This is a genomic window from Nonomuraea sp. NPDC051191 (assembly GCF_044455665.1).
Taxonomy (GTDB): Bacteria; Actinomycetota; Actinomycetes; order Streptosporangiales; family Streptosporangiaceae; genus Nonomuraea.
The window spans coordinates 456,212-480,969 of record NZ_JBITEZ010000001.1; the positions used below are offsets into that span (position 1 = coordinate 456,212).

Sequence of the window (24,758 nt, forward strand, 5' to 3'; positions counted from 1 at the left end):
GTATTAGTACATAATGTTTTTTGTGTCAGGAACATACACGATCGTTGGGGGGACGGCCAGCGAGATCGCGGCGGGCGTCGAGGCCGCCGTGTCCGCCGGGCTGCTCCTCCCCGGTACGCACCTGCCGCCCGTGCGCGAGGTGGCCGCCATGGCCGAGGTCAGTCCGAACACCGCCGCGGCCGCGTACCGGCTGTTGCGGGAGCGCGGGGTCGTCGAGACCGCGGGCCGGCGCGGAACCCGGGTCAGGCCGCGTCCGGCCACCACGACCCGCGAGGAGATCCGCATCGAGGTGCCGCCGGGCGCGCGCGACCTGTCCCACGGCAATCCGGACCCGGCTCTGCTGCCGCCGCTGCACGACGCGCTCGCCGCCGCGGCCAGGGCGCACGAGCAGCGTCCGGCCATGTACGGCACGGGCGACGACGAGGAGCTCCTCTCGCTGGCCGCCGCCCGCCTACGTGCCGACGGCGTGCCGGCCGCGCCGCTGGCGATCACCTCGGGCACCCTCGACGCCGTGGAACGCGTCCTGATCGCCCACCTTCGTCCCGGCGATCCGATCGGCGTCGAGGACCCGGGCTGGACGGCCCTGCTCGACCTGGTCGCCGCCCTGGGGCTGCGGCCGGTCCCCATGCGGCTGGACGACGAGGGCCCGCTGCCGGACGAGCTCGACCGGGCGTTGCGGGCGGGCGTACGAGCGGTGGTGATCACGGCCCGCGCCCAGAACCCCACCGGCGCGGCCGTCACCGCGTCGCGGGCCGCGGACCTGCGTGCCCTGCTGGACACCCGGCCCGACGTGGTGCTGATCGAGGACGACCACGGGGCGAGCCTGGTGGACCTCCCCCTCCATCCCCTGGCCGGCGTGACGACCCGCTGGCTGCTCACCCGCTCGACGGCCAAGGCGTTCGGCCCTGACCTGCGGCTGGCGCTGGTCACGGGCGATCCCGTCACGCTCGGCCGGCTGCGCGGACGGCAGCGGCTGGCCGCGGGCTGGGTCAGCCATCTGCTGCAACGCGCGGTCGCCCACCTGTGGCGCGCGCAGGCCGTGGACACCGCGGCCGTCGCCGCCGCCTACGCCGGACGCCGGGACGGCCTGGTCGAGGCGCTGGCCGCGCGTGGCGTACGGGCGCACGGCCGCAGCGGGCTCAACGTCTGGGTCCCGGTCGCCGACGAGACCACCGCGGTCACCCGGCTGCTGGCGCTCGGCTGGGCCGCCGCGCCCGGCGCCCGCAACCGCGTTCGGACGCCGCCCGCGCTGCGCCTGACGGTCTCCACGCTGGGGCCCGACGAACTTCCGCGCCTCGCCGACGACCTGGCCGCCGCCCTCCGTCCGCCCACGACCGGCCGGTACGGCTGACGTCACGGGCCTGCGGTCAGCGGTGCGGTTCCAGGGACATCGCCGGGGCCGGCTCGGGACACCGCGGGCGGCGTGCCGAATGGGCCAGCACGCCCAGGGCGCCCACGATGAGCACGAGCAGGGCCGCCCTGGTGGCCGCGGGCCAGCCGGCGTCCAGGGAGCCGAAGAACACCGCGCCGGTGATCGTGCCGCCGAGCACGCCGCCGGTCTCCTGGACCGTCCCCAGCACCCCGGCCGCCGCGCCCGCGCGCTCCCGGCGTACGGGCGCGAGGACCGAGGAGACCAGCGGCGACATGAGCAGGCCCATCCCCGCGCCCGCCACCAGCAACGCGCCCGCCACCAGGTACGGCGACTCCCCCGCCTGGTAGAGCAGCCCGAGCCCCAGCAGCAGCGCCAGCGGGCCGACCGGGCGCGGCACCCGGGCCGAGCGCGGCGAGGCCAGGAAGAAGCCGACGTTCAGCGCGGTGCACACCGCCCCGGCGGCCAGGGGACCGAGGCCGAGCCCGTCCTGGAGGTGGAGGGCGAGCACGAACGACAGGCCCGCCGAGGTGCCGAACAGCAGCGCGACCGCCGCCAGCCCGGTCGCGAACCCCTTCTCGCGGAACACCTCCAGGTCCAGCAGCGGCTCCCGGCCGGTCGCCGCCAGCCGCCGCTGCCGCCGGACGAACGCCGCCAGCGTGAGCGCCGCGCCGCCCAGGCACGGCCACGTCCACTGCGGCCAGCCCTCCTCGCGCCCCTGGACCAGCGGCAGCACGACGCCCACCAGCCCCGCCGCGACCAGCGCCGCCCCCGCCAGGTCCAGCCCGGCGCGCGCCCCGGCCCCCGCGACGCCGGGGACCAGCCGCCTGGTCAGCGCCAGCGCCGCCAGCCCGATCGGCACGTTGACCAGGAAGCACGCCCGCCAGCCGAGCCCGAGGGGATCGGCGGCCACCAGCAGCCCGCCGACGACCTGGCCGCTCATCCCGGCCAGGCCCACCACCGTGCCGTACCAGCCGAACGCCCTGGCCCGGTCCGCGCCCGGGAACAGCGTCCCGACCAGCGTGAGGACCTGCGGGGCGAGCAGCGCCGCCGCGACGCCCTGCGCCACCCGGGCGAGCACGAGCGCGGCGGTGTCCGGCGCGCCGCCGCAGGCCGCCGAGGCGAGCGTGAACAGGGCCAGCCCGGCGGCGAAGAGGCGGCGCGGCCCGTAGAGGTCGCCGAGCCGTCCCGAGACGATCAGGCCCGCCGCGTACGCCAGCCCGTACCCGGCGATCACGAACTGGCTCGCCGCGTCGCCCGCGCGCAGGTCGGCGCGGATCGAGGGCATGGCCACGTTCGCGACGAAGAAGTCGAGCGTGGTCATGAACACCGCGACCAGCAGCACGGGCAGGGCCGCCCAGCGAGGACGGAGGGACATCAGGGACTCCAGGGGAGGGAGGAACCGGGCGGTGGGAGAACACCGGCGGGCGCCGGACGGTTGACCTCACCCTGGAGGCGGGCGCTTATGGTTTCCTGCTGATGAGCTACGGAATCAGCGTCATAATGACGCTCAATGCCGAAATTTCAGGGCCTGGGGGAGTTTGCGGCGGCGATCGCGCCCGTCATCGACGCCGCCCACGTCAACGTGCACGCCGCCGCCGGCAGAGCCCTCCTTGACCTGGTCGAACGCTCCGGCCTGACCGCCGGGCTGCTCAACGACCTGCGCTTCGTGCTGCCCCTGCGCCCGGTGACCACGGCCGCGCTCGCCGCCGTCCACCGGTACGGCGACGTGACCGAAGGCGTCGACGTCCACGTGCGTGAAGGGGCGCTCGAACGGGACGCCGACGGGGCACTGCGGCTGACGGCCCAGGGCCGGGCGTTCGTGGACGGCCTGTACGCCGCGCACGCCGAGGCGGCCGGCCGCGTCTGGGCGGGCCATGACGTGACCGCTCTCGCCGCGTCGGCGGGCGGCGTGCTCGACCGGGCCGTACGCGTGCCGGGCGGCGCCCTGGAGGTGATGGCGCCGCCGTACGAGCCGGACGGCGCCCCCGCCGGGTTGCTGCTGTTCAACCGGCTCGCGGTGCTGCGCTACCACCGGGCGGACGCGCACGCCGAATCCTGGCGCGCGGCCGGGCTGACCGCGGCCGGGATCGTCGCCCTGAGGGACGGACCGCTGCGGGACACGATCGAGGCGGACACGAACCGGCGGGCCGCCGCGCCGTACGAGGCCATGACGGCCGCCGACCGCCAGGCCCTGTACGACGGCCTCCTGGGCCTCGTCTGAGGCTGCCCCCACCAGACGTCGCCTGCGATCGCCTCCGGTTCACAGCGCCGCCAGGAGGCGGCCCACCTGGGTGCGGTCGTTGACGCCCAGTTTCTCGTAGGCCGCCTGGAGATGGTTGGCCGCCGTCCGGGTGGACAGCGTCAGCCGGTCGGCGATCTGCCGGTTCGTCAGCCCGGCCGCCGCCAGCTTGACGATCTCCCGCTGGCGCGGCGTGAGCTCCGGCGTGGCCAGCTCGACCAGCGCGGGCGTCGAGACCCCCGGGCACCGCCTGGCCAGCGCCCACGCCCTGGTCTGCGCCCCCCTGGCCAGCGTGCCCCGGCCGTCCCGGCGGTGGGCCGCCGACTCCTGGGCGAGGGCCTCGGCGGCGTACAGGATCAGGCCGAGCCGCTCGAACTCGGCGGCGACGTCCCGCAGCTCGGCGGGGTCGCCGGCGGCCCGCGCGTGCCGGGCGAACAGCCCGGCCAGCGGTCCGTCCACGCGTTCGGCGAGCGCGGCCAGCCGCCGGGCCGCCAGGGCGGGCGCGCCGAGCCGCACCAGGTCGTGCAGCGCGAACATCAGCTGCCCGAACTGCTCGTGCTGCTCGGCCAGCCCGGCGGCCGACTGGCACAGGCTCACCGCCTCGTCCAGGTCGCCCGCCGAGGCCGCCACCCAGACCGCCGCCTGGAGCACCGGCTGCCGGGTGAACGCCCACCGCGAGGCCGACTCCTCGGCCTCGGCCAGCACGGCCCGAGCCGCCGCCGTCTCCCCCAGCAATGCCCGCGCATGAGCCAGCTCGGCCAGGCACCGCCCCCGGTACGGCGTCCGCGCCGGCAGCCGGGCCGCGTCCTCCCTGGCCCAGCGGGCCGCGCCGGCCGCGTCGCCGCGCAGTCTGCCGACCATCGCCCGGTACGCCCCGAACCCCGACACCGCCGGTTCGGCCGCCGCCGGCTCCATGCCCTCCGCGGCCGTCCGCTCGGCCTCGTCCAGCCGGGCGGAGAACACCTGGGCGGCGCAGCGCGCGTCCAGCAGGGTCGGCAGCGCGTGCGGGGCGTCGTCGTCCCAGTCGTCCATGGTCGTGAGCGCCCGCTCGACCACGGCGAGCGCACGTTCCGCACGGCCCGAGTAGGCGTCGATCCACGCCTCCAGCCCGGTCGCGTGCGCCGCGCCGCGCACGGTCATCGGCTCGCACGCGCGCGCCCGCGCCAGCGACCCGGCGGCCCCGGTCAGCCGCCCGGCGAAGAAGTCGGCGACGCCCCGGTAGACGTGCGCCTCCTGCCGCCAGGCCGGATCGGTCAGCGCCTCGGCCGCCAGGTCGAGCACCCGGCACGCCTCGCCGTCCGCGCCCGCCCAGGCGAGGTTCATGCCCAGGCTGAAGGCGTGCTGCGCGCGCTCGCCCTCGGTGACGGCGTTCCTGGCCGCCTGCCGCAGCGCCGTCAGAGCGGCGTCCGGGTCGCCCAGCACCATCAGCACCTGGCCGAGCAGCGCGACGGCCGCCACGCCCGCGCCCGCCTCGATCGCGGCCCTGGCCAGCCGGGCCGCCAGCCGTGGGTCACGCCTGGCCCAGGCCAGGTCCGCGGCCGACAACAACATCTCGGGCGCGGCGGCCGACCCGCTGTCCAGCCGCCAGACGGCCGCGCGCAGCTCGTCCTCGCGTCGCCGCGGGCCGCTGGCCTCCAGGGCCTCGGCCAGCGTCCGCAGCCGCCGCCTGGCCCGTAACGTGCCGCAGTCGCCGCGGACCACCTCGCCGTACAGGGGGTGGCCGAGGCGTACCTGCTCGCGCCTGCCGTCGCCGGCGACGGCGACCAGGCCGCGGGCCTCGACCCGCTCGACCGCGCGTGACGAGGTCAGCGCGACCAGCAGCTCGGCGCCCACCGGCTCACCGAACGCCACCAGCTCCAGCACCTCCCGCTCGTCCTGGTCCAGGTGGCCGATGCGGGCGCCGACCAGCTCGCGCAGCCGGGTCGTCATCGACAGCTCGCCCCGCCAGCGCCACTCGCCGCCGCTCTCGGCCAGGCAGCCGGACGTCCGCCCGGCGTGCACGACCTCGCGCAGGTAGAGCACGTTCCCGCCGGTGACGTCCGCCAGACGCCGTACGGTCCCCGCCGCCACCTCGCCGCCGAGCGCGCCCGCCAGCACCTGGCCGATCTCGTCCTGGCCGAGCGGCGGCAGCTCGATCCTGGTCAGCAGCTCGTCCTTCCACAGCGCGGCCACCGGCGCCGGCAGCGGGCCGCCCGTACGCACCGTGACCAGCACCCTGGCCTCCCCACCCGCCGCCAGGTGGTGCACCAGCGCGGCCGAGGCCGCGTCGAGCCGGTGGGCGTCGTCCACGCTCACCAGCAGTTCTCCTTCTCCCCTGCCTCCCCTGCGCAGGTGCCGCGCGGCCCAGCGCAGCAGGTTCTCGCCACCGTGCGGCGGACCCGTCAGTACGTGGGCGAACGCCCCGAACGGGATCATCGACGCGGTCTCCGTGCCCAGCACGCGCACGACCTCGTACCCGTCGAGCCCGGCCAGCGCCTGCGCGGCCAGCCTGCTCTTGCCGACGCCCGCCTCACCGGCGATCATCACGCCGGCTCCCGACCGCAGCGCCTCGCGCACGGTCGCGATCGATCCCCCTCGCCCGACGAACGGCCATCCGCTCCCCAGCTGCTCGCTCATCGTGCCTCCTCTCACCACAGATGGTGGCGAGCCGAGGTTCGCGCGAGGTTCAGGCGGGATCGCGGTTCAGGCCGGCCGCGTTCAGCAGCAGGGTGATCACGGCGTCGGCACCGCTGAACGGCACCGGCTCGCCCCCCACCTCTTCGAGCAGCCCGCGGAGCTGGCCGCCGGATTGCTCGGGCTCGACCAGCCGTACGATGACCGTCCTCATCGGAGCACCATCTCCCCGGACGGTTCAGGTCTGGTTCAGGTGGGGTAGGGCGCGGGCTCGACCTCCAGCTCGCGCATGCGCTCGGCGTACAGGTGGTAGCGCCTGCGGGCGTCGCCGCGCCGTCCCGCCAGGTCGAGCACGCGTACCAGGCCCAGGTGGGCGCGTTCGTCGTAGCCGTCGCGCTCCAGCAGGCGCAGCCAGTGGCGGGCGGCCTCGTCGTAGCGCCGCTCGCGGGTGCGCGCCGCGGCCAGCCTGGCGGCGGCCTGCACGTAGGCCAGCCTCGCCTGTTCGCGCAGGCCCACGGCCCAGTCGGCGTAGGGGTCCTCCTCGCAGAACTCGCCGCCGTACGCGCTCTCGGCCGCCGTCCACAGCTCCAGCGCCTCGGCCGTCCGGCCGGTCTGCTCCAGCCGTACGGCTCCGGCGGCCAGGTCGAGGAAGCGCTCCACGTCGACGTCGGCGTGCGCCAGGTCCAGGCGCAGCGCGCCCTCCTCGGAGACCACCAGGTCGTCGGCGGGCCGCTCGTGGGCCGGGTCGAGCACCGCGCGCAGCGTGGAGACCATGACGTTGAGCCGCCGCAGCCCGACCGTGTCGTCCGCCTGGTCGGGCCAGAGGATCTCCACGAGCCGTTCCCTGCTGATCGCGCCGCCCCGGCGGCTGACCAGGATCTTCAGCAGGTCGCGGGCCTTGCGCGACTGCCAGGCCGTACGCGGGACCGGCACCGCGCCGCGCAGCACCCGGAACGTTCCCATGGTCTCGATCACCACCGTCGCCCCCGTCACGGGCGCCGCGCGGGCGATCAGCTCGTCGATCCGGTCGTCGAGCGCCCGGCAGCCGATCGCGTGCATCCGCTCGCGCACGCGTACGGCCACCTCGCCCCCGCTCACCGGGTCGGCCAGGGCCGCCCGCACCAGCTCGGCCCTGGCCCGCCCGATCGGGTCGCCGAGCGCCGCCCACCTGCGCACCGCCTCGTCGGCCTGCGCCGGATCGCCGTCGAGCCGGGTCCGCAGCTCGCAGATCACCGCCTGGGCCGCGTGGTCCCTGCGCTCCACGGCGACCGGCTCGGTCTCGTCGAGCAGCCGGACGGCCTCCTCACGGCGTCCGGCGGCCACGGCCACGTGCGCCGCCGCCACCCGCGCGGTGACCCCGGCGATGCCACCGGCGTGCACGAGCGCCTGCTCGGCCACCTTGGCGGCTTCCTCGGGATCCTCCTCGGCGAGCAGCTCGGCCAGCGCGTTGAGCGCATTTGAGCGGGTCTGCACCTCGCCCAGCGGGCCGGTCTCGGCGATCACCCGGCGGTAGACGGCGGCCGCCTGGCCGCGGTCGCCACGCAGCGCGTGGATCTCGCCCAGCCTGACCAGCCCGACGCTGACCAGCCGCGAACCCATCGCCTCCCACCTGGCCACCGCGTCGGCGGCGTCGATCGCCGACTCCTCCAGCCGGCCGAGCCCGACCAGCGCCTTGGCCCGGTTCGCCACGTTGAGCGCGGCGTACGGCGCGAACGACACCAGGTCGCACAGCCGGCCGGCGGCCTCCGTCTCGGCCAGCGCCTCGGCGTAGGCGCCCTCGTCGAGATGGCGGGAGGCCCGGTTGGCCCGGATCCTGATGAGCTGGACGATGTCCCCGGCGCGTTCGGCGTACTCCAGGGCGCGCAGGTAGTAGGCGTCGTTGGCGCGGCGGTCGCCGTCGAGCGCGGCCAGCATGGCCAGCACCGTGTTGGCCATCGCCAGCGCGCCCGGGTCGCCGAGGCCGCCGGCCTGCTCCAGCGCCTGGTCGGCCAGCTCGGCACAGCCCGCCCGGTCGCCCTTCAGCCACAGCACCGAGGCCATGGAGGCGGCGCACATGGCGGCGTCGGCGGGCGGCGAGCCGTACGCGTGGCCCTTGGCGTACATGGCCATGGCGGCGTCGAGGTCGCCGCGCAGGTGGTCGATGAAGCCGAGCCGCCTGGCCACGAACGCGTCGAAGGCGGGGCTGCCCGCCACCCGGGCCAGCAGGTCGTGGGCGCGGGTCCAGTGGCCGCGGTTCTGCTCGGCGATGCCGGCCAGCCTGAGCATCGGCGGGGAGCTCCTGGCCTGCTCGGGCAGCAGGTCGAGCGCCGCGATCACGTCGCCGCGTTCGGCCAGGCGGGGGCCGTGGGAGTTGAGCAGCGACGCGGCGAGCTCGGGGTGGGCGGTCGCGACCGCTGCGCGCAGGGCCAGCTCGGGCTGGTCGTGCTCGACGTACCAGCGGGCGGCGACCGCGGCCACGTCGTGGGCCTCGTGCCGGTCGAGCGGGGCGTGCCTGGCCAGGACGTGCCTGCTGGTGGCGGTCAGCCGGTGGCCGTCCTGGTCGGCCTCGATGAACAGGCCGCGGCTGGTCAGGGCCGCGAGCGTGTCGGGCGGCGCGCCGAGCGTGGCGGACAGGCCGGCGGTCAGCACCGGCAGGACGGTCGCCGCGCGCAGCAGCTCGCGCATGCCCTGCGGCAGGTCCTTGAACGCGGCGAGCGTCAGGTGTTCGAGCGTGGCCGAGCCGGCGGTCAGGCTCGCCGCGGTGCGCGGCCAGCCCGCCGGCTCCTCGCGGGCCAGCGTGTCGAGGGCGGCCTGGACGGCGGCGGGCCAGCCCGCGCAGGCCTCGTGCACCCTGGCGGCGATGCCCGCGCCCTGCTCGCCCAGCCGCTCGCGGGCCCAGGCGGCGGTCTCGGACGGGGTGAGCGCGAGGTCGGTGGCGTCGAGGTCGAGCACCTCGTGGTCCTGGCGCAGCCGGGCCGTCGGGAACGGCAGCGGCGCCCGCGAGGCGGTGACCAGGTGGAGGTGCCGGGGCGCGGCGCGGACCAGCGTCTCGACGTAACGCACCGAGCCGGGCGCGCCGGTGATCGCGTCGACGCCGTCGAAGACCAGCGCGAGCCCTCTGGTCAGCCGCCGGGCCAGCGCCTCGGCCAGCGCGCCCGCCAGCGCGGCGGCCCTGGACAGCTCGTCGGCGCCGGGCCCGAGCGGCGCGCCGGCCGCGGCCAGCAGCTCTGGGGGCAGCCCCGGGACGGCCTCGGCCAGCGCCGACGCCACCGAGCCCGCCAGCGTCGGCAGGTCGCGGTCGGCGGGCCCGAGCAGGTGCAGCACCGCGCCGACGGCGTGGCTCCAACCGGCGAGCGCGATCGACTTCCCGTAGCCTGTAGAGGCCACGAGCGTGGTGAGCCTGTGCGTAAGCGCCCCGTCGAGCCGCCGGTCGAGGGCGGGACGGGGTTGCACCCACCCGCGTTCCACCCCCGCATGCTACGCCCGGGTTCGCGGAGGACTCCAGAGTTCGCAAAGTGCCACCTCCCGGTAACTCGCCGGTTGGCGCACTATGGTCGTACTTCATTTCCAGGAGGCACCGTGGAACAGGATCTGCCTGGCGGTGTGAGGCTGATCGTGGGGGTGGACGAGTCCCCGGCCTCGCGCTGGGCACTCGCCTGGGCCATCGGCGCGGCCAGGCTGCACCGGATGGCTCTGGTGGCCGTTCACGTCAGTCGCGCGCCCGTCCATCCCTTCCCCGAGGCGCTGCCCGTGCAGCACGCGATCCGTCAGGGCGAGGAGACCCGCTGTGCGGAGGTGATCACGGGCGTGTTCGAGGACGTCGCCGGCGGCATGCCCGACGACCTGCGCGTGGCGACGGTCAGCAAGGTCGGCGACCCCGGCTACCATCTCGTCGACCTGGCCCGCGAGGGCGACCTGCTGGTGCTCGGCCGGGGCAGGCGCAGGCTGCTGAGCCGGATCCTGCTGCCCTCCACCAGCATGTACTGCGCCCGCCACGCCAAGACGACCGTCGTCATCGTGCAGCAGCCGTCGCCGCCGGACGATCCGGAGCTGTCGGGGGAGCGGGCGCGGCGGTTCTGGAGCCGCCGGCACTACTGACGGCGTCCGGCTCTACGGGCCGGTCAGGCTGTCGGTGAGCAGGCGCAGGCCCGGCCCGATGTCGTGCGGGCCGATCGCGCCGTAGCCCAGGACCAGGCCCCGCTGCGCCGGGCTCTCGCCGCAGTACGCGTCGAGCTGCTCGACGGCCACGTCCGGCGCGGGACGCAGCGACACGCCCGGGGCCAGCCGGGCGCACACGTGCAACCCCGCCGCGGACGGGATCAGCCGCAGCCGGTCGTCCCCGGCCAGCGTCCTGGTGACCAGGTCGTGCCGGGTGGCGTACACGCGGGTCGCCTTCCTGATGTGCCTGGCCAGCAGGCCCTCGTCGATGAAGCGGGCCAGCGCGGCCTGCGTGGGCACGTCGCCGTGCCAGTCGGAGAGCTGCCGCGCGGCGCGCAGGGCCGGGCCGAGCGAGGCGGGGGCGACGAGGAAGCCGAGCCTGAGCATGGGGAGCAGGGTCTTGGAGAATGAGCCCACGTAGATGACCCGGCCCGCCCGGTCGAGGCTCTGGAGGGGTTCCAGCGGACGTTCGCCGAAGCGGAACTCGCTGTCGTAGTCGTCCTCGATCACGACGGCGGCGCGGCGTTCCGCCCAGGCGAGCAGGGCGGCGCGGCGGGCCAGCGACATGGGCGTGCCCAGCGGGAACTGGTGCGAGGGCGTGACGTAGACGAGGCTCGCCGAGCGGGGGATGGCCGACACGTCCAGGCCCTCGGCGTCCACGGGCACGCCGACCACGCGGGCGCCGAGCGAGCCGAACAGGCGGCGGGCGGGCGGGTAGCCGGGCTCCTCGACGGCGACGGTCGTGCCGGGCTCGATCAGCACGCGTCCGACGAGGTCGAGGGCCTGCTGCGCGCCGTTGGTGATCAGGACGTCGCCGGGCCCCGCATGAACCGACCGACTGATCCCGATATGCCGCGAAATAGCCTCACGTAGAGGTTCATAGCCGGACGGATGGTCGTACGTCGCCAGGCCCACCCGCAGCTCCCTGGCCACCAGCCTGCGCCAGGTCTCCATCGGGAACAGCCGCGCGTCCGGCAGGCCGACGCGGAAGTCGTACCGGGCGGGCGGCACTCCGACCGGCGCCCCGAGCTCCCGGACCGGCGCCCCGAGCTCCCTTGTGGGCGTCCCGAGCTCCCGCCAGAACGCGCGCGGCCTGACCACCCCCTTGGGCGCGGCCCGGCCGCGCACCGGCTCGGCCGACACGAACGTGCCCGCCCCCGCCCGGCCGACCAGGAAGCCGTCGGCCACCAGCCGGTCGTAGGCCACCGCCACCGTGTTCCTGGAGATCTCCAGGCGGCGGGCCAGCTCCCTGGTCGGCGGCAGCCGCTCGCCCGAGCGCAGCCGGCCGTCGAGTATGGCGTCGAGCAGTTGCCGGTAGACCTGTGCGGCCAGGTCACCGCGCCCTTGGAGGCTGATGTGAACGTCCAATTTGGCCCAATCAACTTGGCGGAAATTGGAGCTTATATCGGGACAAGAGGGCGGCCAAGATAGGCACATGACCGAACGCATGGAACTCGGGAAGTTCGCCGGCGAGGCCTACAAGGCGATGGCCGGCCTGGACAGATTCGTGGCCCAGAGCACCCTCCCCAAGCCCCTCCTCGAACTCGTACGGCTGCGCGCCAGCCAGATCAACGGCTGCGTCTACTGCGTGGACATGCACAGCTCCGACGCCAAGCAGGCGGGGGAGAGCGACGCCAGGCTGCACGCCGTGGCCGTCTGGCGCGAGGCCCCCTTCTTCACCCCTGAGGAACGCGCCGCCCTGGCCTTCACCGAGGCCGCCACCCGCCTGTCCACCGACGACGTCACCGACGAGGTCTGGGCCCAGGCCGCCGCGCACTTCGACGAGCAGCAACTGGCCGCGCTGACCGTGGCCGTCGCCACCATCAACGCCTGGAACCGGATGGGCGTCGCCACCCGTATGACCCCGGAGTCGTACAAGTCATGAGACGCGAGCGCGTCCTCGCCGCCGCGCAGCTCGCCAATTCCATCGGCGACGGTGCCTACCTGGTCACCTCGGCGCTCTACTTCGCCAAGGTCGTGGGCCTGTCGGCCACCGAGATCGGCCTCGGCCTCACCCTGGGCTGGGCGGTCGGCTCGGTGGCGGGGGTGCCCCTCGGGCACCTGGCCGACCGGCGCGGGCCGCGCGGCGTGGCGGTGCTGCTCGCGCTCACCACCGCGGTGGCGGCCGGCTCGTTCGTGTTCGTCCACTCGTTCGCGCTGTTCGTGCTGGTCGCCTGCCTGTACGGGACCGCGCAGACCGGCCTGTCGGCGGCCCGCCAGGCCCTGCTGGCCGGGCTGATCGAGCCGGCACGCCGCACGGTCGTGCGGGCGGTGCTGCAGTCCACGCTCAACGGCGGCATGGCCGTCGGGGCCGCGCTGGGCGGCGTCGCGCTGACCGTCGGCACCCGTGCCGGATACACCGCGGTGTTCGCGCTGGACGCCCTGAGCTTCCTGGTGGCCGCGCTGGTCCTGCGCGCGCTGCCCGCCGTGCGGCCCGCGCCCGCCGCGCCGGGGCCGCGGCTGGCCGTGCTCAGGGACCGGCCGTACGCGCTGGTCACGCTGATCAACGCGGTCATGCTGTTCTACATGCCGCTGCTCAGCCTCGTGGTGCCGCTGTGGATCGCGCAGCGCACGTCCGCGCCCACGTGGATGGTCTCGGTGCTGCTCGTGCTCAACACCGGCAGCGTGCTGCTCTTCCAGGTACGCGTGGCCCGCCGGGTGCGCGATTTGCGGGACGCCTCCTCGGCTGTCCGCAGGGCCGGGTTCGTGATGTTCGCCGCGTGCGCGGTGTTCGCCCTCAGCCCGTACGGCTGGATCTTCCTGATCGCGGCGGCCGGCCTGCAGGTGGCCGGGGAGATGTTCCTGGCCGCGGGGGCCTGGGAGATCGGGTTCGGATTGGCCCCCGACGACCGGCAGGGCCAGTACCAGGGCTTCTTCGGCACCGGCACGGCCGTGGCGAGGATGCTCGGCCCGGTCGTGCTCACCGCGCTCGTGCTCGACGGGGGAACCGTGGGCTGGCTGCTGCTGGGCCTGGCGTTCATGACGGCCGGCGCCACGATGGCACCGGCCGTCAGATGGGCCCAGCGATCACTTGAACCGGCGTAGCCGCAGGCTGTTGCTCACCACGAAGACGCTGGAGAAGGCCATCGCGGCCCCCGCGATCATCGGGTTGAGCAGGCCGAGCGCGGCCAGCGGCAGGGCGGCCACGTTGTAGGCGAAGGCCCAGAACAGGTTGCCCTTGATCGTGCCGAGCGTCCGGCGGGAGAGCCTGATCGCGTCGGCGGCCACCAGCAGGTCGCCCCTGACCAGGGTCAGGTCGGAGGCCTCGATCGCGGCGTCCGTGCCGGTGCCCATGGCCAGGCCCAGGTCGGCCTGGGCGAGCGCGGCCGCGTCGTTGACGCCGTCGCCGACCATCGCCACGACCTTGCCCTCGCCCTGCAGCCGCTTGACCACGTCGACCTTGTCGGCGGGCAGCACCTCGGCGATCACCTCGTCGATGCCGACCTCGTCCGCGACCTGCCGGGCGACGGCCTCGTTGTCGCCGGTCAGCAGGACCGGGGTGAGGCCCAGAGTCCGCAGCCTGGCGATGGCCTCCGCGCTCGTCTCCTTGACCACGTCGGACACCACCAGCAGCGCCCTGGCCTTGCCGTCCCAGCCGGCGGCGACCACCGTGCGGCCCTTGGCCTGCTCCTCCTCCAGGGTGGCGGCCAGGTCGGCGGGCAGGTGTTGCGACCATTCGGCCAGCAGCCTCGGGCGGCCGACCAGGACCGCGTGGCCGTCCACGATGCCCTGCACGCCGAGGCCCTCGACGTTCGCGAAGTCCTCCACGGTCGCGTCGGACTTCGCCTCCCTGGCGATGGCCTGGGCGATCGGGTGCTCGGAGGCGTGCTCGATAGCGCCGGCCAGCCGCAGCACCTCCTCGCGGCTCTCGCCCTCGGCCAGGTGCACGTCGACCAGCGTCATCTTGCCCTCGGTGACCGTGCCGGTCTTGTCCAGGACGATGGTGTCGATGCGGCGAGTGGACTCCAGCACCTCCGGGCCCTTGATCAGGATGCCGAGCTGGGCGCCCCTGCCGGTGCCGACCAGCAGCGCCGTGGGCGTCGCCAGACCGAGCGCGCACGGGCAGGCGATGATCAGCACGGCCACCGCCGCGGTGAACGCGGCCCCCGCGCCGTTGCCGGTGCCGAGCCAGAAGCCCAGCGTGCCGAGGGCCAGCGCGATCACGATCGGGACGAAGATGCCCGAGACGCGGTCAGCCAGCCGCTGCACCTCGGCCTTGCCCGTCTGGGCGTCCTCCACCAGCTTGGCCATCTGGGCGAGCTGCGTGTCCGCGCCGACCCGGGTGGCCCGCACGACCAGCCGGCCGCCCGCGTTGACCGTCGCGCCGGTGACCACGTCGCCGGGCTGCACCTCGACGGGCACGGACTCGCCGGTCAGCATCGAGGCGTCCACCGCGGAGGTGCCCTCCTCGATCACGCCGTCGGTGGCGACCTTTTCACCCGGCCGCACGATGAAGGTGTCGCCCGACTTGAGCTGCTCGACCGGCACCCGCCGCCCGTCGGCCAGCTCGACGTCCTTAGCGCCCAGCTCCATCAGGGCCCGCAGCGCGGCCCCCGCCCGCCGCTTGGAACGCGACTCGAAGTAGCGCCCGGCCAGGATGAACGCCGTGACCCCCGCCGCGGCCTCCAGGTAGATGTTGCCCGAGCCGTCGGTGCGCTCGATGGTCAGCTCGAACGGGTGCGTCATGCCCGGCGTGCCCGCCGTGCCGAAGAACAGCGCCCACAACGACCAGCCGAGCGCGGCCAGCGTGCCGATGGAGATCAGCGTGTCCATCGTCGCGGCGCCGTGGCGCAGGTTCGTCCAGGCGGCCTTGTGGAAGGGCCAGCCGGCGTAGACCACGACCGGCGCGGCCAGCACCAGCGACAACCACTGCCAGTTCGTGAACTGCAACGCCGGGACCATCGCCATCGCGATCACCGGCACGCTCAGCGTGACGGCGGCGATCAGCCGGTCGCGCAGCGGCCGCAGCTCGTCGGCGGGCTCGGCCTGCTCCTCCTGCCCCTTCCGCTCCTTGGCGACCGGGAGCGCGGCGGTGTACCCGGCCTTCTCGACCTCGCTGATCAGCGACTGGGGGTCGAGCCCGTCGGGAAAGGTGACCTTCGCCTTCTCCGTCGCGTAGTTGACCGTCGCGGTCACGCCGTCGAGCTTGTTCAGCTTGCGCTCGATGCGGTTGGCGCAGGACGCGCACGTCATTCCGCCGATCGTGAGCTCGACGGCCTTTTCCTCGGTGAGGGAAGACATCATCTCTCCTTTCCCAGCGTCTCAGCGTCTCAGTGGCCGTGGGGGGCCGACGGCTCCGCGGCGTCCGCGTCGCCCTGCGTGGCGCGGACGGTGAAGTCCGCGGTACGGACCTCGTCCCCGTGCTTGAAGTCGAGGAACAGGCGGTAGTCGCCGACGCTCGGCACCTCGGCGTAGAAGGTGATCTGCGGCCCGGCCTTCTCGCTCTGCTCGGGGTGCACGTGCAGGTAGGCCAGGTCACCGGCGCGGAGGGCGACCAGGTGACCGTACGCGCCCAGGTAGGGCTGCAGGTCGGTGACCGGCTTGCCGTCCTTGTTCACCGTGAGGGTGAGCTTGCTCGCCCGCCCGGGGACCAGGTCTCCGTCGAGGCTCACAGTGTAGTCGCCGACCTTCGAGGAGCGGCTCGCCTCGGGCAGCGGCTTCGGCCGGTAGTCGCCGGCGGCCTGGACGTCGGCGCCGAGCGTCAGCTTCTCGCCGCCCGTCGGGGCGAAGTCGGCGAAGGCCCGGTACGCCCCCGCCTCCGGCAACGTCAGCCCGACCGACCAGATGCCGTCGGGGGTCATCTCCGGATGAAGGTGGAGGAACGTGGTCAGATCGCGGGAGACCACGATGAAGTGCAGCTTCTTGTCGTGCTCGATCTGGTAGTCGGTCACCGGTCGGCCGTTCGGCCCGGTCACCGTGAAGCGGAAGTCGGTGGCCTTCCCGGTCTCGACCGGGGTCAGCGGGTTGAGGGTGTATCCGTTCTGCGACACTTGCAGCCCCCCAGGGGTATCACTGGACGCCTGCTTCGGCGCGTCATGCTGCCGGCTCTCCGTCATGGCGGCGTGGTTCTCCTGCGGCGGCTCCTGGGACACCGGGCCGACCGCCCGCCCCACGCCCAGGGCCCCGCCGAAGACGACGGCGAGCCCCAGGACGTAGGAGCCGAGTTTGGCGGCCGTGTTCACGACTGCCCGACAAGTTCGTATCCGGCCTCTTCGACCGCGGCGGCGATCGAGGAGGACTCGACCTGGCTCTCGCTGGTCACGGTGAGCAGGCCGCTGGCCAGGTCGACCTCGACACCGGTGACGCCGGCCACGCCACCGACCTCCTCCTTCACCGAGCTCACGCAGTGGCCGCAGGTCATGCCCTTGACGGTGTAGGTGGCGGTGCTCATTACGGTCTCCTTCGGCGTTGTTCCGGTTCCTGTCGAATACACTCTAACACGGTACCCCCCTAGGGTATTTCGGAGGGGTGTGAGATTCAGCTCACTGTTTCGCGCACGGCCGGTTCGCGCATGAGCGCCGCGTCGGCGACGGCGGTCTGGAAACCGTCGGTGAGCCGGCCCTTCGAGGTGGCTGCGGGCCGTCATTACGGCCAGGTCGAGTGGTAGGTCGTGTGATGCCCCCCCTCGGCGACCAGGCTGGCCGGCAGCATGTTCGTGGTGAAGCCGCTGGTGAACCGCAGCCTCGTCACATCCGCGGCCGGGGCGGCGAGCCCGATCACGATCAGCGGCTTGGGCCGGCGTCACGCCGAACCTGCTGGGCGGCCTCGGCGTGACGCCGACCCTGGAGGTCATGAGGGCCACGGTCATGGGCACCTGCCTGGCGGTCCGCTGGACGACCAGGAACGGCGCGAACAGGACGACCCCGCCGACTCCGCCGACTCCGCCGACTCCGCCGAGCCCGCCGAGCCCGGCGATCCGGCTTCCGGCGACGATGGCATGGACGACCAGCCCGGCCGCGACCGAAACGGCTTTCACGAGGTCGCCGCCGCCACGCCTGCCGCCGCCGCCAGGCCTGCCGCCGCCGCCAGGCCTGCCGCCACCGCCACGCCTGCCGCCGCCGCGCCCTCGACGCATCACCGAGTAGCTGAGTCGGCCCTGGGGGTTCGTCATCCACATCCCGATCGGCCTGGCCGCCCTGGCCGCGACCGGTCCGTTGCCGGCCCGTCCCTCGAGGTGCACGCTGCGGGGCCGCCCGCGGGGGCCGCAGTGCCGTACAGAGCCATGGCCTTGCCCGGCTCCCGGGGAATGTGGACGAAGAGCGTCATGAGCAGGGTCATCGCGGCGGGGGTGATGAGCGCGCCGCCGACGCCCTGCACCGCGCACCCGGCGATCTTTACCGGGGCCGTGCCAGCGATCACGGACCTCGCCGATCAGCGCCGCTCAGTCGGTGACGAACATCCTTCAGGCCCGAACAGGTCGGACAGCCGCCTGCCCACCCGCCGAAGACCACGACATAGGCGTTGAACACCCAATGCAGCCCGTCGGCCGAGAAGTCGAGGTCCCGCGGCATTTCCGGCAGTTGGACGTGTCCAGGATCGCCGTGAGCTGGGCGGTATGACGCCCTTCGGTTCTGTAATTACCCTAGGGGGGTATATCAGAAGGCGACGGAAACGTAACATACCCCCTGAGGTATGTCGAGCGCGCGGGACGTCCGGATATTTGGCATGATCGGGATGTTGTCCGAAGTGATTGGCAGATTGCCCAGGACGGGATGGATAAAGGCCGGGGTCGAAGGGATGATCCAGGCCGGGCTGAAGGCTCGTTCTACGCACAAGCCACACATCAGGTTCGTGCGCGACACAAGGAGCGCAGCCATCCCTTGCTAGGCTGCATGTCAACCGTTGGGTCTCACCCCGGCAGGTGAGACCGTCGAAGAAGTGGGGTCACACCGTGAAGAAGCTGCTCGTTCTGGCGCTGATCGCCCTTGGGGGGTTGCTGATCTGGCGTAAGGTGCAGGCCGACCGCGCCGAGCTCGATCTCTGGACCGAGGCGACCGGCAGCGAGAACTAACCGACCGGCGAGGCGATGAGTGACGTCGTCCCCATCGAGCTGGCGTGCCTGGACCTGGCAGGCACCACAGTCGGTGACATCGCCATGGTCGAGCGCGCCTTCGCCGAGGCGATCGCCACCCAGGGCATAGTGCCCGGGACCGGAGCGTACGCGCGTGCCATGGTTCACGTGCACCGGTCCCGGGGCTGTCCCAAGATCGATGTCTTCCGGGGCATCTTCCCCGGCAACGAGGCCCAGGCCCAGGCGGCGAACCTGACGTTCGAGCGCTCCTACGAGGGTGCGCTGGAACGTGCCGGACTGGTGCCCGTCCCCGGAGTCGTGGAAGCGCTCGACAAGCTCCGCGGCACCGGGATCAAGCTCGCCCTGATCACCGGGTTCAGCCGTACGACGTTGAGCCGCGTGCTCGGCGTCCTCGGCTGGCGCGACAAGGTCGACCTGGCCATCTCCCCGGAGGACGCCGGCGGCCGCGGACGCCCTTGGCCGGACATGGTCCTGCACGCCGTGCTGCGACTCGGCGTGCAGGACGTACGGCACGTGGCGGTCGTCGGCGACTCGGAGAGCGACATGCTCTGCGGACGCCGGGCCGGGGCGTCCGTGGTGGCTGGGGTGATGACCGGGGTGCACAGCCGGGAACGGTTGCTCAAGGGCGGAGCCACACACATCCTGGACTCCATCGCAGACTTTCCGGGCTTGGTGCTGAGCGAGGACCTTGGGGCGACGCGGGTGGCTTCGTCGGCCCGGTAAGCTATCTTCGTCGAAGGGGCCTTAGCTCAGTTGGCAGAGCGCCTGCTTTGCAAGCAGGATGTCAGGAGTTCGAATCTCCTAGGCTCCACCAGGGAAAACACCCCGCCACGGATCTTGTGACGGGGTGTTCGGGCCATTAACGGGCCATTAGCCGCTAGGGCAGCGATCTCTCATATCCGCCTCCACTCGCGCGCTGAGAGCGTCGGCGATCCGTTGGTCGGCGTCCTTGGTCGCGTGCTGGTAGATGAGCGCGGCCCGATCACTGTCGTGGCCCATCCGCGCTTTGAGGTCGGCCAGGCTCGCCCCTGACTGTGCGGCCAGCGTGTTGCCCGTGTGGCGAAGATCGTGGAAGTGCAGACCCATGAGGCCCATCTCCTTGAGTGCGTCTGCCCACTTCGCGGCACGCCGGAAGTTGCCCCCGCGCAGGAACCCGCTGTTCTTCCCGAGGAACACGAAGGCGTCCTCATCGGGACCTACGTAGGACGCAAGATGTTCGGTGAGGGTGGGGACGATCGCGGCGGGGATGCCGATAGTCCGGCGGCCGGCCTTGGACTTGACCGGGCACAGGCGCATCTCGCCGCCGTCCAACTCGACGAGCTGTTCCCGGACTCGGACTGTGCGCGCCGCCAGGTCGAGGTCATGCCGTCGAAGTGCGATCACCTCGCCCCATCGCAGGCTTGCGAACGTGGCCAGAAGGATGAGCGCTCGAAACCGCCTGTCCGCCATCCGGTCGGCGAGTTCGAATACCTGAGACACCGTGATCACGGGACGCTCGGGCGTGTGTTCGTTGTCGGCCCCCTTGATCCGGCAGGGGTTACGGCTGATCAACTTGTCTTCTTCCGCCGCCGTCATCAGAACGGCCCGTAGGAACCGGTACGCCTTGGCAACCGTCGAGATCGACGTGCCCTGCTCCAGGCGTTCGGCCCGCCATGCGCGGATCATCTGTGTTGTGATCTTGCCGACTTGGACACCGCCAAGGGTCGGCATGATGTGTCGGTGCAGCAGCCATGTGTAGTTCTCGATGGTCTTGGGGCGCAGGCCGGGACGCTCCTTGATCCAGGCTCGCGCGTAGTCGCCCAACAGGACCTTCCCGCGGTCGGGATCCGTCCAGTCGCCCGCGATCATCGTGGCTTCAATGAGCGTGAGCGCGCGGTCTGCCTCGGCCCTGGTGGCATAGGTGGTCGCACCAGTTCGCAGACGCCCGTCCGGTCCCGGGTAGCGGATCTGAAACCGCCCTGACTCGCGCTTGCGGATATTGCCGAAACGCCGGTGTCCGTCTTTGTTGGCCATCAGGCAGCCCTCCCCTTGAGGGTGTCGGCCGTCATCGGCATTACGGTTCCGGCCACGACGAAGGCGATCAATGCGGACTCTCGGATGCGGACATGGCGTCCGACCTTTACGAACTCGATCCGGCGTTCGGCGATCAGGCGACGGACGAATCTTGGGGAGGTGCTGAGAAGTTCTGCCGCCTCCTCGACGTTGAGAAGCTTGTCCATCACGCTGCCTCCTCTCCGATTGCCGAAAGATCTTGTCCGCTCGCTCTGGCTTCCAGTTCTCGCAGGTGGGCGCGCCAGCGCTGGCGTTCGGCCACACTGCGCAGCAGACGCATGCCGACTGGGGCGATGTCTGGGTCTCCCGGTCTAACCGGTCGCCAGACGTAGCGGTGTGGGTCGGTCGGCTCGTCGGTCTGGCCGAGAGCTTCCAGGACCCAGGTGCGGCGGTCCTGCTTGTGTTCGGCGAGCGTCTTGTTCGACCACTTCCGGGAGACCAGGACGCGACGGCCCGCGTAGCCGAGGTGTTCGGGCTTGTGGGCCTTGCTGCGGCATTGGCCCGGAGTCATACCGGGCTTGGCCCCCTTGGGCTGGACGCCGTAACGGAGCCAGTTCGGGCAGGCCGGTGAGCACGGCTCGTATCGCAGTGCCTCGACGAAGCGGGCGGTGTGGTGCCGCTGCGCTGGGTTGTCGAGGCCATCGCCGAGGCTCTTCGTGAGGTACTTGGACAGGTAGCGGATGCATTGGTCTGAGTCGGGAGTGCCGGCGAGCACGCCCTTGACGTCCACTTGGTCGCCGAAGCGGATCAAGTGCAGGGGCTTGGCGTCCTCGTCGGTGTCGAGCTGGTCGAGGGCCTGTTCCCAGGTCGGCAGCACCTCGCCTGTGTTGGGGTCGAGGTAGCCAGCCTCTTCCTCCCAGACGGGCAGGTGCTCGCCCTCGAAGCGCACCTCTTCTGCCTGTGGCCACCAGACCTGGTGGTAGGTGGCTGCGGCGATCTGCTTGATCTCGGCACGGGGTAGTGTGCCGCGGATGGCCATGTGGAGATGTGGTGCGAGCCGCTTCTGTGGCTCCACCGTGGCGAAGTACTGCACGTCATAGCCCGCCACACGGCGGAGGTTCTGCACGAACCTATCGACCAGCTTGGAGAAGTGCAGGGCGTCGCGGGCAGCTCGCTGGTAGTCGTACGTCTCCGGATCGACCGGGACGCCGTCGCGGACCCTTCCGTATGAGGGCAGGGTCAGGGTAACGAACAGGGAGGGGCGGTAGAGCTTGCCGTCGCCAGCCTCGAAGGTGCGCCCAAGGGTGGTACTGGCCATCTTGCGCTTGGGCAGGTCAGGTGCGTCTTGCCGCCGTCTCGTCGAGCGGACGCGCTTGGGTGCCGTTCGGCCTACGACGTTGCCGCGCATGCCCGCCGCGTTGATCTCCTCGTCGAGGCCGGCGAGGACGGCGTCCCAGTCGCGGGTTTCCTCGCCCGCGCGTTCGGCCATGTCTCGGCGTGCCTGCATGTCGGCTCGGAACTCGACCAGCCAGCGCTGTTCCTCCGTGGCTGCGTCGGGACTGATGACAGGCTCTTCGGTGAGGTGCCAGCCTTCACGGCACTGCGCCATCCGGAGCTGCCGGTTGCGCTTGGCGCAGGAAGGACACTTGCTCTCCAGCGTCGCCCCGCACGGGACGTCGATGACCTCGTCCTTGCCAGTGACCAGGTCGAGCCGCCGCAGGGCAACGGGACGCATGCAGACGCCGTGCAGCTTGGCGACCTCTTCGGCGACCTCGCGGGCGAGCGGTTGCGCCATCCGGATCTTCCGAGGAACCGAGCGGCGAGCCGCCTCCCCCCGGATCTCCGCCGGGTGCTGTGGACTGTTCAATGGGCCTCCTCTCCGTACGCGGTGACCATGTCGCGGATGTCCTCGTCGGAGACGTAAGCCGCACGAACCCTCAGAGGGTCGGGCGAGGTCTCCAGCCGGACGTAGCCGACGCCAGCGCCCACCTCGGGCCTGGGGGAGATCTGGTCGGCCAGCGCTCCCCTGTCACGTGCGCCGTCGCCGAGGACCATGTCCACCTGTTCGGACTCGTCCAGGCGGAGAGCGATCTTGTCGGGGAACAGGTTGCGGATGTTCATGACCTCCTTGCGCGGGTCCTGGAGCGCCGCGAGGACTCCGACGCCGACCGCGCGGCCTTGAGTGGTGAGCGTGGCCAGCGCTGCGGAGATGCGGCGCCGCAGCTCTTTGTCATGCTGGTAGGCGGTGAGGAACGCCACCTCATCGACGACGACCAGGACGAACGGGTCGTCCACAGTGGGTGTGTGTGATCTGCGGTGACCGGCGAAGCGAGCGGCCCGGGACTGCATGACCTTGACGGCGTCGTCGAGTAGGTCTGCGCACTCGCCGGGGTCGGCGGCGTACCGGGAGCCGAAGAGCGTGCGGCCGAAGGACAGCTCCATCAGCTTGGGGTCGATCGCCCAGATTTCGACCAGCCCTGCCCGTACGGCCGGGAGCAGTCCACGGATCGCGGACCAGATGATCGACCCCTTGCCGGCCCCTGTCGCGCCGGCGACCAAGACGTGAGTGCCATGCACCTTGAGCAGCCACGGCTGCCCGTCCTCCTGCTTGCCGATCTCGATTGGTCCGACAGAGGCTGCCTCGTGAATCGGAACGGCAGGCAGGGGAGTGGCGAGCGGATCGTGTCGTGGAAAGGTGAGCTGTAGCCGGCCACCCTCTATGACTGAGATGCGGCAGGAACTCGCGCCGAACCCGCAGGCGAGGTTGTCCGTACGGTCCGCCCAGTCCTTAACCGCCTGGCCGGAAAGCATGCGGACGGTCACCAGGTCGGCCCACGAGGTACAGGTGACCTTGCCCAGCTTGGGTAGGTAGTCGCGTCCCCGGATGTGCCTGCCCAGGCCGGAGACGATCATCACCGGCTGCCAGTGCCGCCGGTACACCGCGACCAGTCGCCACCAGGCGAGCAGCCGCCAGCCGATCCAGCGCATGAAGGTCGGCCGGTCGAGGATGCCCCAGCTGACGATCCCGACGAGTGCCGGGGTGACGAGGAGCAGCGCGGTCCGCCAGCCGTACAGCACCGACAGGGCGCACGGGACCGTGACGACCAGCACAGCGACCGGGTGCCGCCACACGGTGAGGACCAGGCTCACGACGGCGCGCCAGCCGAGGACGATGAAGGTGATGATCGCGGGCGTCTTGACGACGGCGGGCTTGAACACGACCGCCGTGTCCGGGGTGGTCGAAACGATGCGGGACGGCTCTTCGCCGGGCATCTTCTTGAACATTAGGCTGGAGTCCTTCCAAGCATGTGGAGTGTGTGGAAGATCGAGGGGCCGCCGGAAGTAGCCGCTTCCTGCGGCCCCGTCTTGCATGTCAGGCCGCCACGCCGCGCCGGTGGATGCGCTCGATGCACCTGGCGAAGTCCTGGGCCTGTCGGGCGAGCTTGCGCGCGAACTCGACGTCGGCCGCCGTGACCTTGTCCGTCGAGCCCGTGGTGACCTGTACCTGCACCAGTCCGAAGGCCAGAGCCAGGACGGGTGTCCGCAGCGGGTAGGCGTGGTTCTTCGCGTCGGCGCCGGAGCCGGTGTTGAGGGTGATCACGCCTGTCGGGCGTGCCTGTACTCGCCGCCCCATCAGGCAGCGTCCTTCGTGGTGGCGGGCTTGCCCACCGGTCGGGGAGCCCGCATCTCACGGACCCGGATCGAGTAGGCGAGCCTGCCGTTGCCGTTGACGTACGGGGTGAGCGTCATCTGGTCGAACTCGACCGGGGTGAACGGCAGCCCCGGCATCGCGGGGAGTGGAGCCGGCTGAACCGGGCTGAGGATCTTCACCGCCAGCGTCTTCTGTGCGGCCTTGAGCGACGGGTCCGCGTCCATGACCGAGACCTGCCAGACCAGCTCAGCGGTCTGCTTGTCACGGGCCTGCACGAAGCGCCCGTTCGTCGAAGCGTCGAAGTCCTTGACCGGCTCGACGTCTCCGACGATGTAGCAGCCGTACGGGAAGACCATGTCGGACGTCACGGGGATCGGTCCCTGAAGTGCCATCGTCCACCACCTCCTTCGTCTACCCCTCTAGACAGTTGCGATCGGCTCGCTTTGTGGAGCTGTCTAGGGGGCTATGCAGAGGACGATAGCCAGAGTGTCCCCCAACTGTCTAGGGGGGTAAACGCTAATGGACGTGTTTTCGGAATGGCACTTGGAGAGCTGCGGCGAAATGGCCGAAATTACCGCGATGTCCATTGGTCTTGTGCTGGGATTATGCCCGTTGTGTCACGTGTTGAGGCATCCCTCCGTAAATGACAGAAAGGTGCGCCATTAATGGTGCTTCGTGGGCCTAGCCGTAGCCAGCAGCATGTCGTCGAGGACGCCGAACA

General features: G+C 72.1%; 21 protein-coding genes and 1 tRNA gene. 8 read left to right on the forward strand and 14 right to left on the reverse strand.

The genetic code is table 11. The features are described 5' to 3' along the window. Positions 1-22: 22 nt before the first annotated feature. Positions 23-1,351 carry an aminotransferase class I/II-fold pyridoxal phosphate-dependent enzyme gene (locus tag ACIA8R_RS02085; RefSeq protein ID WP_397035989.1) on the forward strand — a complete coding sequence of 443 codons (1,329 nt, stop codon included), beginning with the start codon at positions 23-25 and terminating at the stop codon, positions 1,349-1,351. A gap of 16 nt (positions 1,352-1,367) precedes the next feature. On the opposite strand, the gene ACIA8R_RS02090 is transcribed toward ACIA8R_RS02085, so the two are convergent. After that, entirely contained in the window at positions 1,368-2,747 is a 1,380-nt protein-coding gene (locus ACIA8R_RS02090; RefSeq protein WP_397035991.1) for an MFS transporter, read from the reverse strand. Between the two features lie 135 nt (positions 2,748-2,882). On the opposite strand from ACIA8R_RS02090, the gene ACIA8R_RS02095 reads away from it, so the two are divergent. Beyond that, positions 2,883-3,593 (forward strand): hypothetical protein, encoded by a 711-nt coding sequence (locus ACIA8R_RS02095; protein ID WP_357693267.1) that lies wholly within the window; start codon positions 2,883-2,885, stop codon positions 3,591-3,593. Between the two features lie 39 nt (positions 3,594-3,632). Here the strand turns inward: ACIA8R_RS02095 and ACIA8R_RS02100 are convergent, their stop codons facing one another. Genes ACIA8R_RS02100 through ACIA8R_RS02110 form a run of 3 tightly spaced genes read right to left on the reverse strand, consistent with a single transcriptional unit; the run spans position 3,633 to position 9,671 of the window. Continuing rightward, a complete protein-coding gene (locus ACIA8R_RS02100; RefSeq protein WP_397035993.1) occupies positions 3,633-6,227 on the reverse strand; it encodes a LuxR C-terminal-related transcriptional regulator in 2,595 nt (864 codons plus the stop codon). Between the two features lie 49 nt (positions 6,228-6,276). Beyond that, the gene (locus tag ACIA8R_RS02105; RefSeq protein ID WP_185844989.1) at positions 6,277-6,438 is read right to left on the reverse strand and encodes a hypothetical protein; all 162 of its coding nucleotides are present in this window, start codon (positions 6,436-6,438) and stop codon (positions 6,277-6,279) included. A gap of 35 nt (positions 6,439-6,473) precedes the next feature. Continuing rightward, positions 6,474-9,671: a BTAD domain-containing putative transcriptional regulator gene (locus tag ACIA8R_RS02110; RefSeq protein WP_397035995.1), complete on the reverse strand. Its 3,198-nt coding sequence runs from the start codon at positions 9,669-9,671 to the stop codon at positions 6,474-6,476. A 111-nt stretch (positions 9,672-9,782) separates the two neighbouring features. Between ACIA8R_RS02110 and ACIA8R_RS02115 the strand changes: the two genes are divergently transcribed. Next, the gene (locus tag ACIA8R_RS02115; protein ID WP_357693261.1) at positions 9,783-10,301 is read left to right on the forward strand and encodes a universal stress protein; all 519 of its coding nucleotides are present in this window, start codon (positions 9,783-9,785) and stop codon (positions 10,299-10,301) included. Positions 10,302-10,313: 12 nt separating this feature from the next. Here ACIA8R_RS02115 and ACIA8R_RS02120 read toward each other — a convergent pair whose 3' ends face one another. After that, positions 10,314-11,729, reverse strand: a complete 1,416-nt coding sequence (locus ACIA8R_RS02120) for a PLP-dependent aminotransferase family protein (RefSeq protein WP_397035997.1) — start codon at positions 11,727-11,729, stop codon at positions 10,314-10,316. 67 nt (positions 11,730-11,796) lie between these two features. On the opposite strand from ACIA8R_RS02120, the gene ACIA8R_RS02125 reads away from it, so the two are divergent. Together ACIA8R_RS02125 and ACIA8R_RS02130 are read left to right on the forward strand one after the other, a co-directional pair. Beyond that, positions 11,797-12,246: a carboxymuconolactone decarboxylase family protein gene (locus ACIA8R_RS02125; protein WP_357693257.1), complete on the forward strand. Its 450-nt coding sequence runs from the start codon at positions 11,797-11,799 to the stop codon at positions 12,244-12,246. After that, the gene (locus tag ACIA8R_RS02130) at positions 12,243-13,406 is read left to right on the forward strand and encodes an MFS transporter (RefSeq protein WP_397035999.1); all 1,164 of its coding nucleotides are present in this window, start codon (positions 12,243-12,245) and stop codon (positions 13,404-13,406) included. Before ACIA8R_RS02125 ends, ACIA8R_RS02130 begins: the two co-directional genes overlap by 4 nt. Here ACIA8R_RS02130 and ACIA8R_RS02135 read toward each other — a convergent pair. From ACIA8R_RS02135 to ACIA8R_RS02145, 3 genes are read right to left on the reverse strand one after another with little or no spacing between them, the layout of a single operon-like run. Further along, on the reverse strand, positions 13,389-15,602 hold the full coding sequence (locus ACIA8R_RS02135; protein ID WP_397036527.1) for a heavy metal translocating P-type ATPase: 2,214 nt from the start codon (positions 15,600-15,602) through the stop codon (positions 13,389-13,391). The genes ACIA8R_RS02130 and ACIA8R_RS02135 overlap by 18 nt on opposite strands. A gap of 29 nt (positions 15,603-15,631) precedes the next feature. Further along, a complete protein-coding gene (locus ACIA8R_RS02140; RefSeq protein WP_397036001.1) occupies positions 15,632-16,543 on the reverse strand; it encodes a hypothetical protein in 912 nt (303 codons plus the stop codon). Continuing rightward, complete coding sequence (locus ACIA8R_RS02145; protein ID WP_357693251.1) at positions 16,540-16,752, reverse strand: heavy-metal-associated domain-containing protein; 213 nt, start codon at positions 16,750-16,752, stop codon at positions 16,540-16,542. Before ACIA8R_RS02145 ends, ACIA8R_RS02140 begins: the two co-directional genes overlap by 4 nt. Before the next feature lie 1,500 nt (positions 16,753-18,252). On the opposite strand from ACIA8R_RS02145, the gene ACIA8R_RS02150 reads away from it, so the two are divergent. The 3 genes from ACIA8R_RS02150 (at position 18,253) to ACIA8R_RS02160 (ending at position 19,207) form a co-directional block, all read left to right on the forward strand. Next, complete coding sequence (locus ACIA8R_RS02150) at positions 18,253-18,372, forward strand: DLW-39 family protein (protein ID WP_020542320.1); 120 nt, start codon at positions 18,253-18,255, stop codon at positions 18,370-18,372. Positions 18,373-18,387: 15 nt separating this feature from the next. Then, a complete protein-coding gene (locus ACIA8R_RS02155) occupies positions 18,388-19,116 on the forward strand; it encodes an HAD-IA family hydrolase (RefSeq protein WP_397036003.1) in 729 nt (242 codons plus the stop codon). A gap of 15 nt (positions 19,117-19,131) precedes the next feature. After that, a tRNA-Ala gene (locus ACIA8R_RS02160) sits at positions 19,132-19,207 on the forward strand. A 56-nt stretch (positions 19,208-19,263) separates the two neighbouring features. On the opposite strand, the gene ACIA8R_RS02165 is transcribed toward ACIA8R_RS02160, so the two are convergent. From ACIA8R_RS02165 to ACIA8R_RS02190, 6 genes are all read right to left on the reverse strand, one after another. Beyond that, entirely contained in the window at positions 19,264-20,406 is a 1,143-nt protein-coding gene (locus tag ACIA8R_RS02165; RefSeq protein ID WP_397036005.1) for a tyrosine-type recombinase/integrase, read from the reverse strand. Beyond that, the gene (locus ACIA8R_RS02170) at positions 20,406-20,612 is read right to left on the reverse strand and encodes a helix-turn-helix domain-containing protein (RefSeq protein WP_397036007.1); all 207 of its coding nucleotides are present in this window, start codon (positions 20,610-20,612) and stop codon (positions 20,406-20,408) included. Before ACIA8R_RS02170 ends, ACIA8R_RS02165 begins: the two co-directional genes overlap by 1 nt. Then, entirely contained in the window at positions 20,612-22,180 is a 1,569-nt protein-coding gene (locus ACIA8R_RS02175) for a replication initiator (RefSeq protein WP_397036009.1), read from the reverse strand. Before ACIA8R_RS02175 ends, ACIA8R_RS02170 begins: the two co-directional genes overlap by 1 nt. Positions 22,181-22,248: 68 nt before the next feature. Beyond that, a complete protein-coding gene (locus ACIA8R_RS02180) occupies positions 22,249-23,670 on the reverse strand; it encodes an FtsK/SpoIIIE domain-containing protein (RefSeq protein WP_397036011.1) in 1,422 nt (473 codons plus the stop codon). A gap of 88 nt (positions 23,671-23,758) precedes the next feature. Further along, complete coding sequence (locus tag ACIA8R_RS02185; RefSeq protein WP_397036013.1) at positions 23,759-24,019, reverse strand: hypothetical protein; 261 nt, start codon at positions 24,017-24,019, stop codon at positions 23,759-23,761. Beyond that, entirely contained in the window at positions 24,019-24,429 is a 411-nt protein-coding gene (locus tag ACIA8R_RS02190) for a plasmid replication, integration and excision activator (protein ID WP_397036015.1), read from the reverse strand. Before ACIA8R_RS02190 ends, ACIA8R_RS02185 begins: the two co-directional genes overlap by 1 nt. Positions 24,430-24,758: the final 329 nt, after the last annotated feature.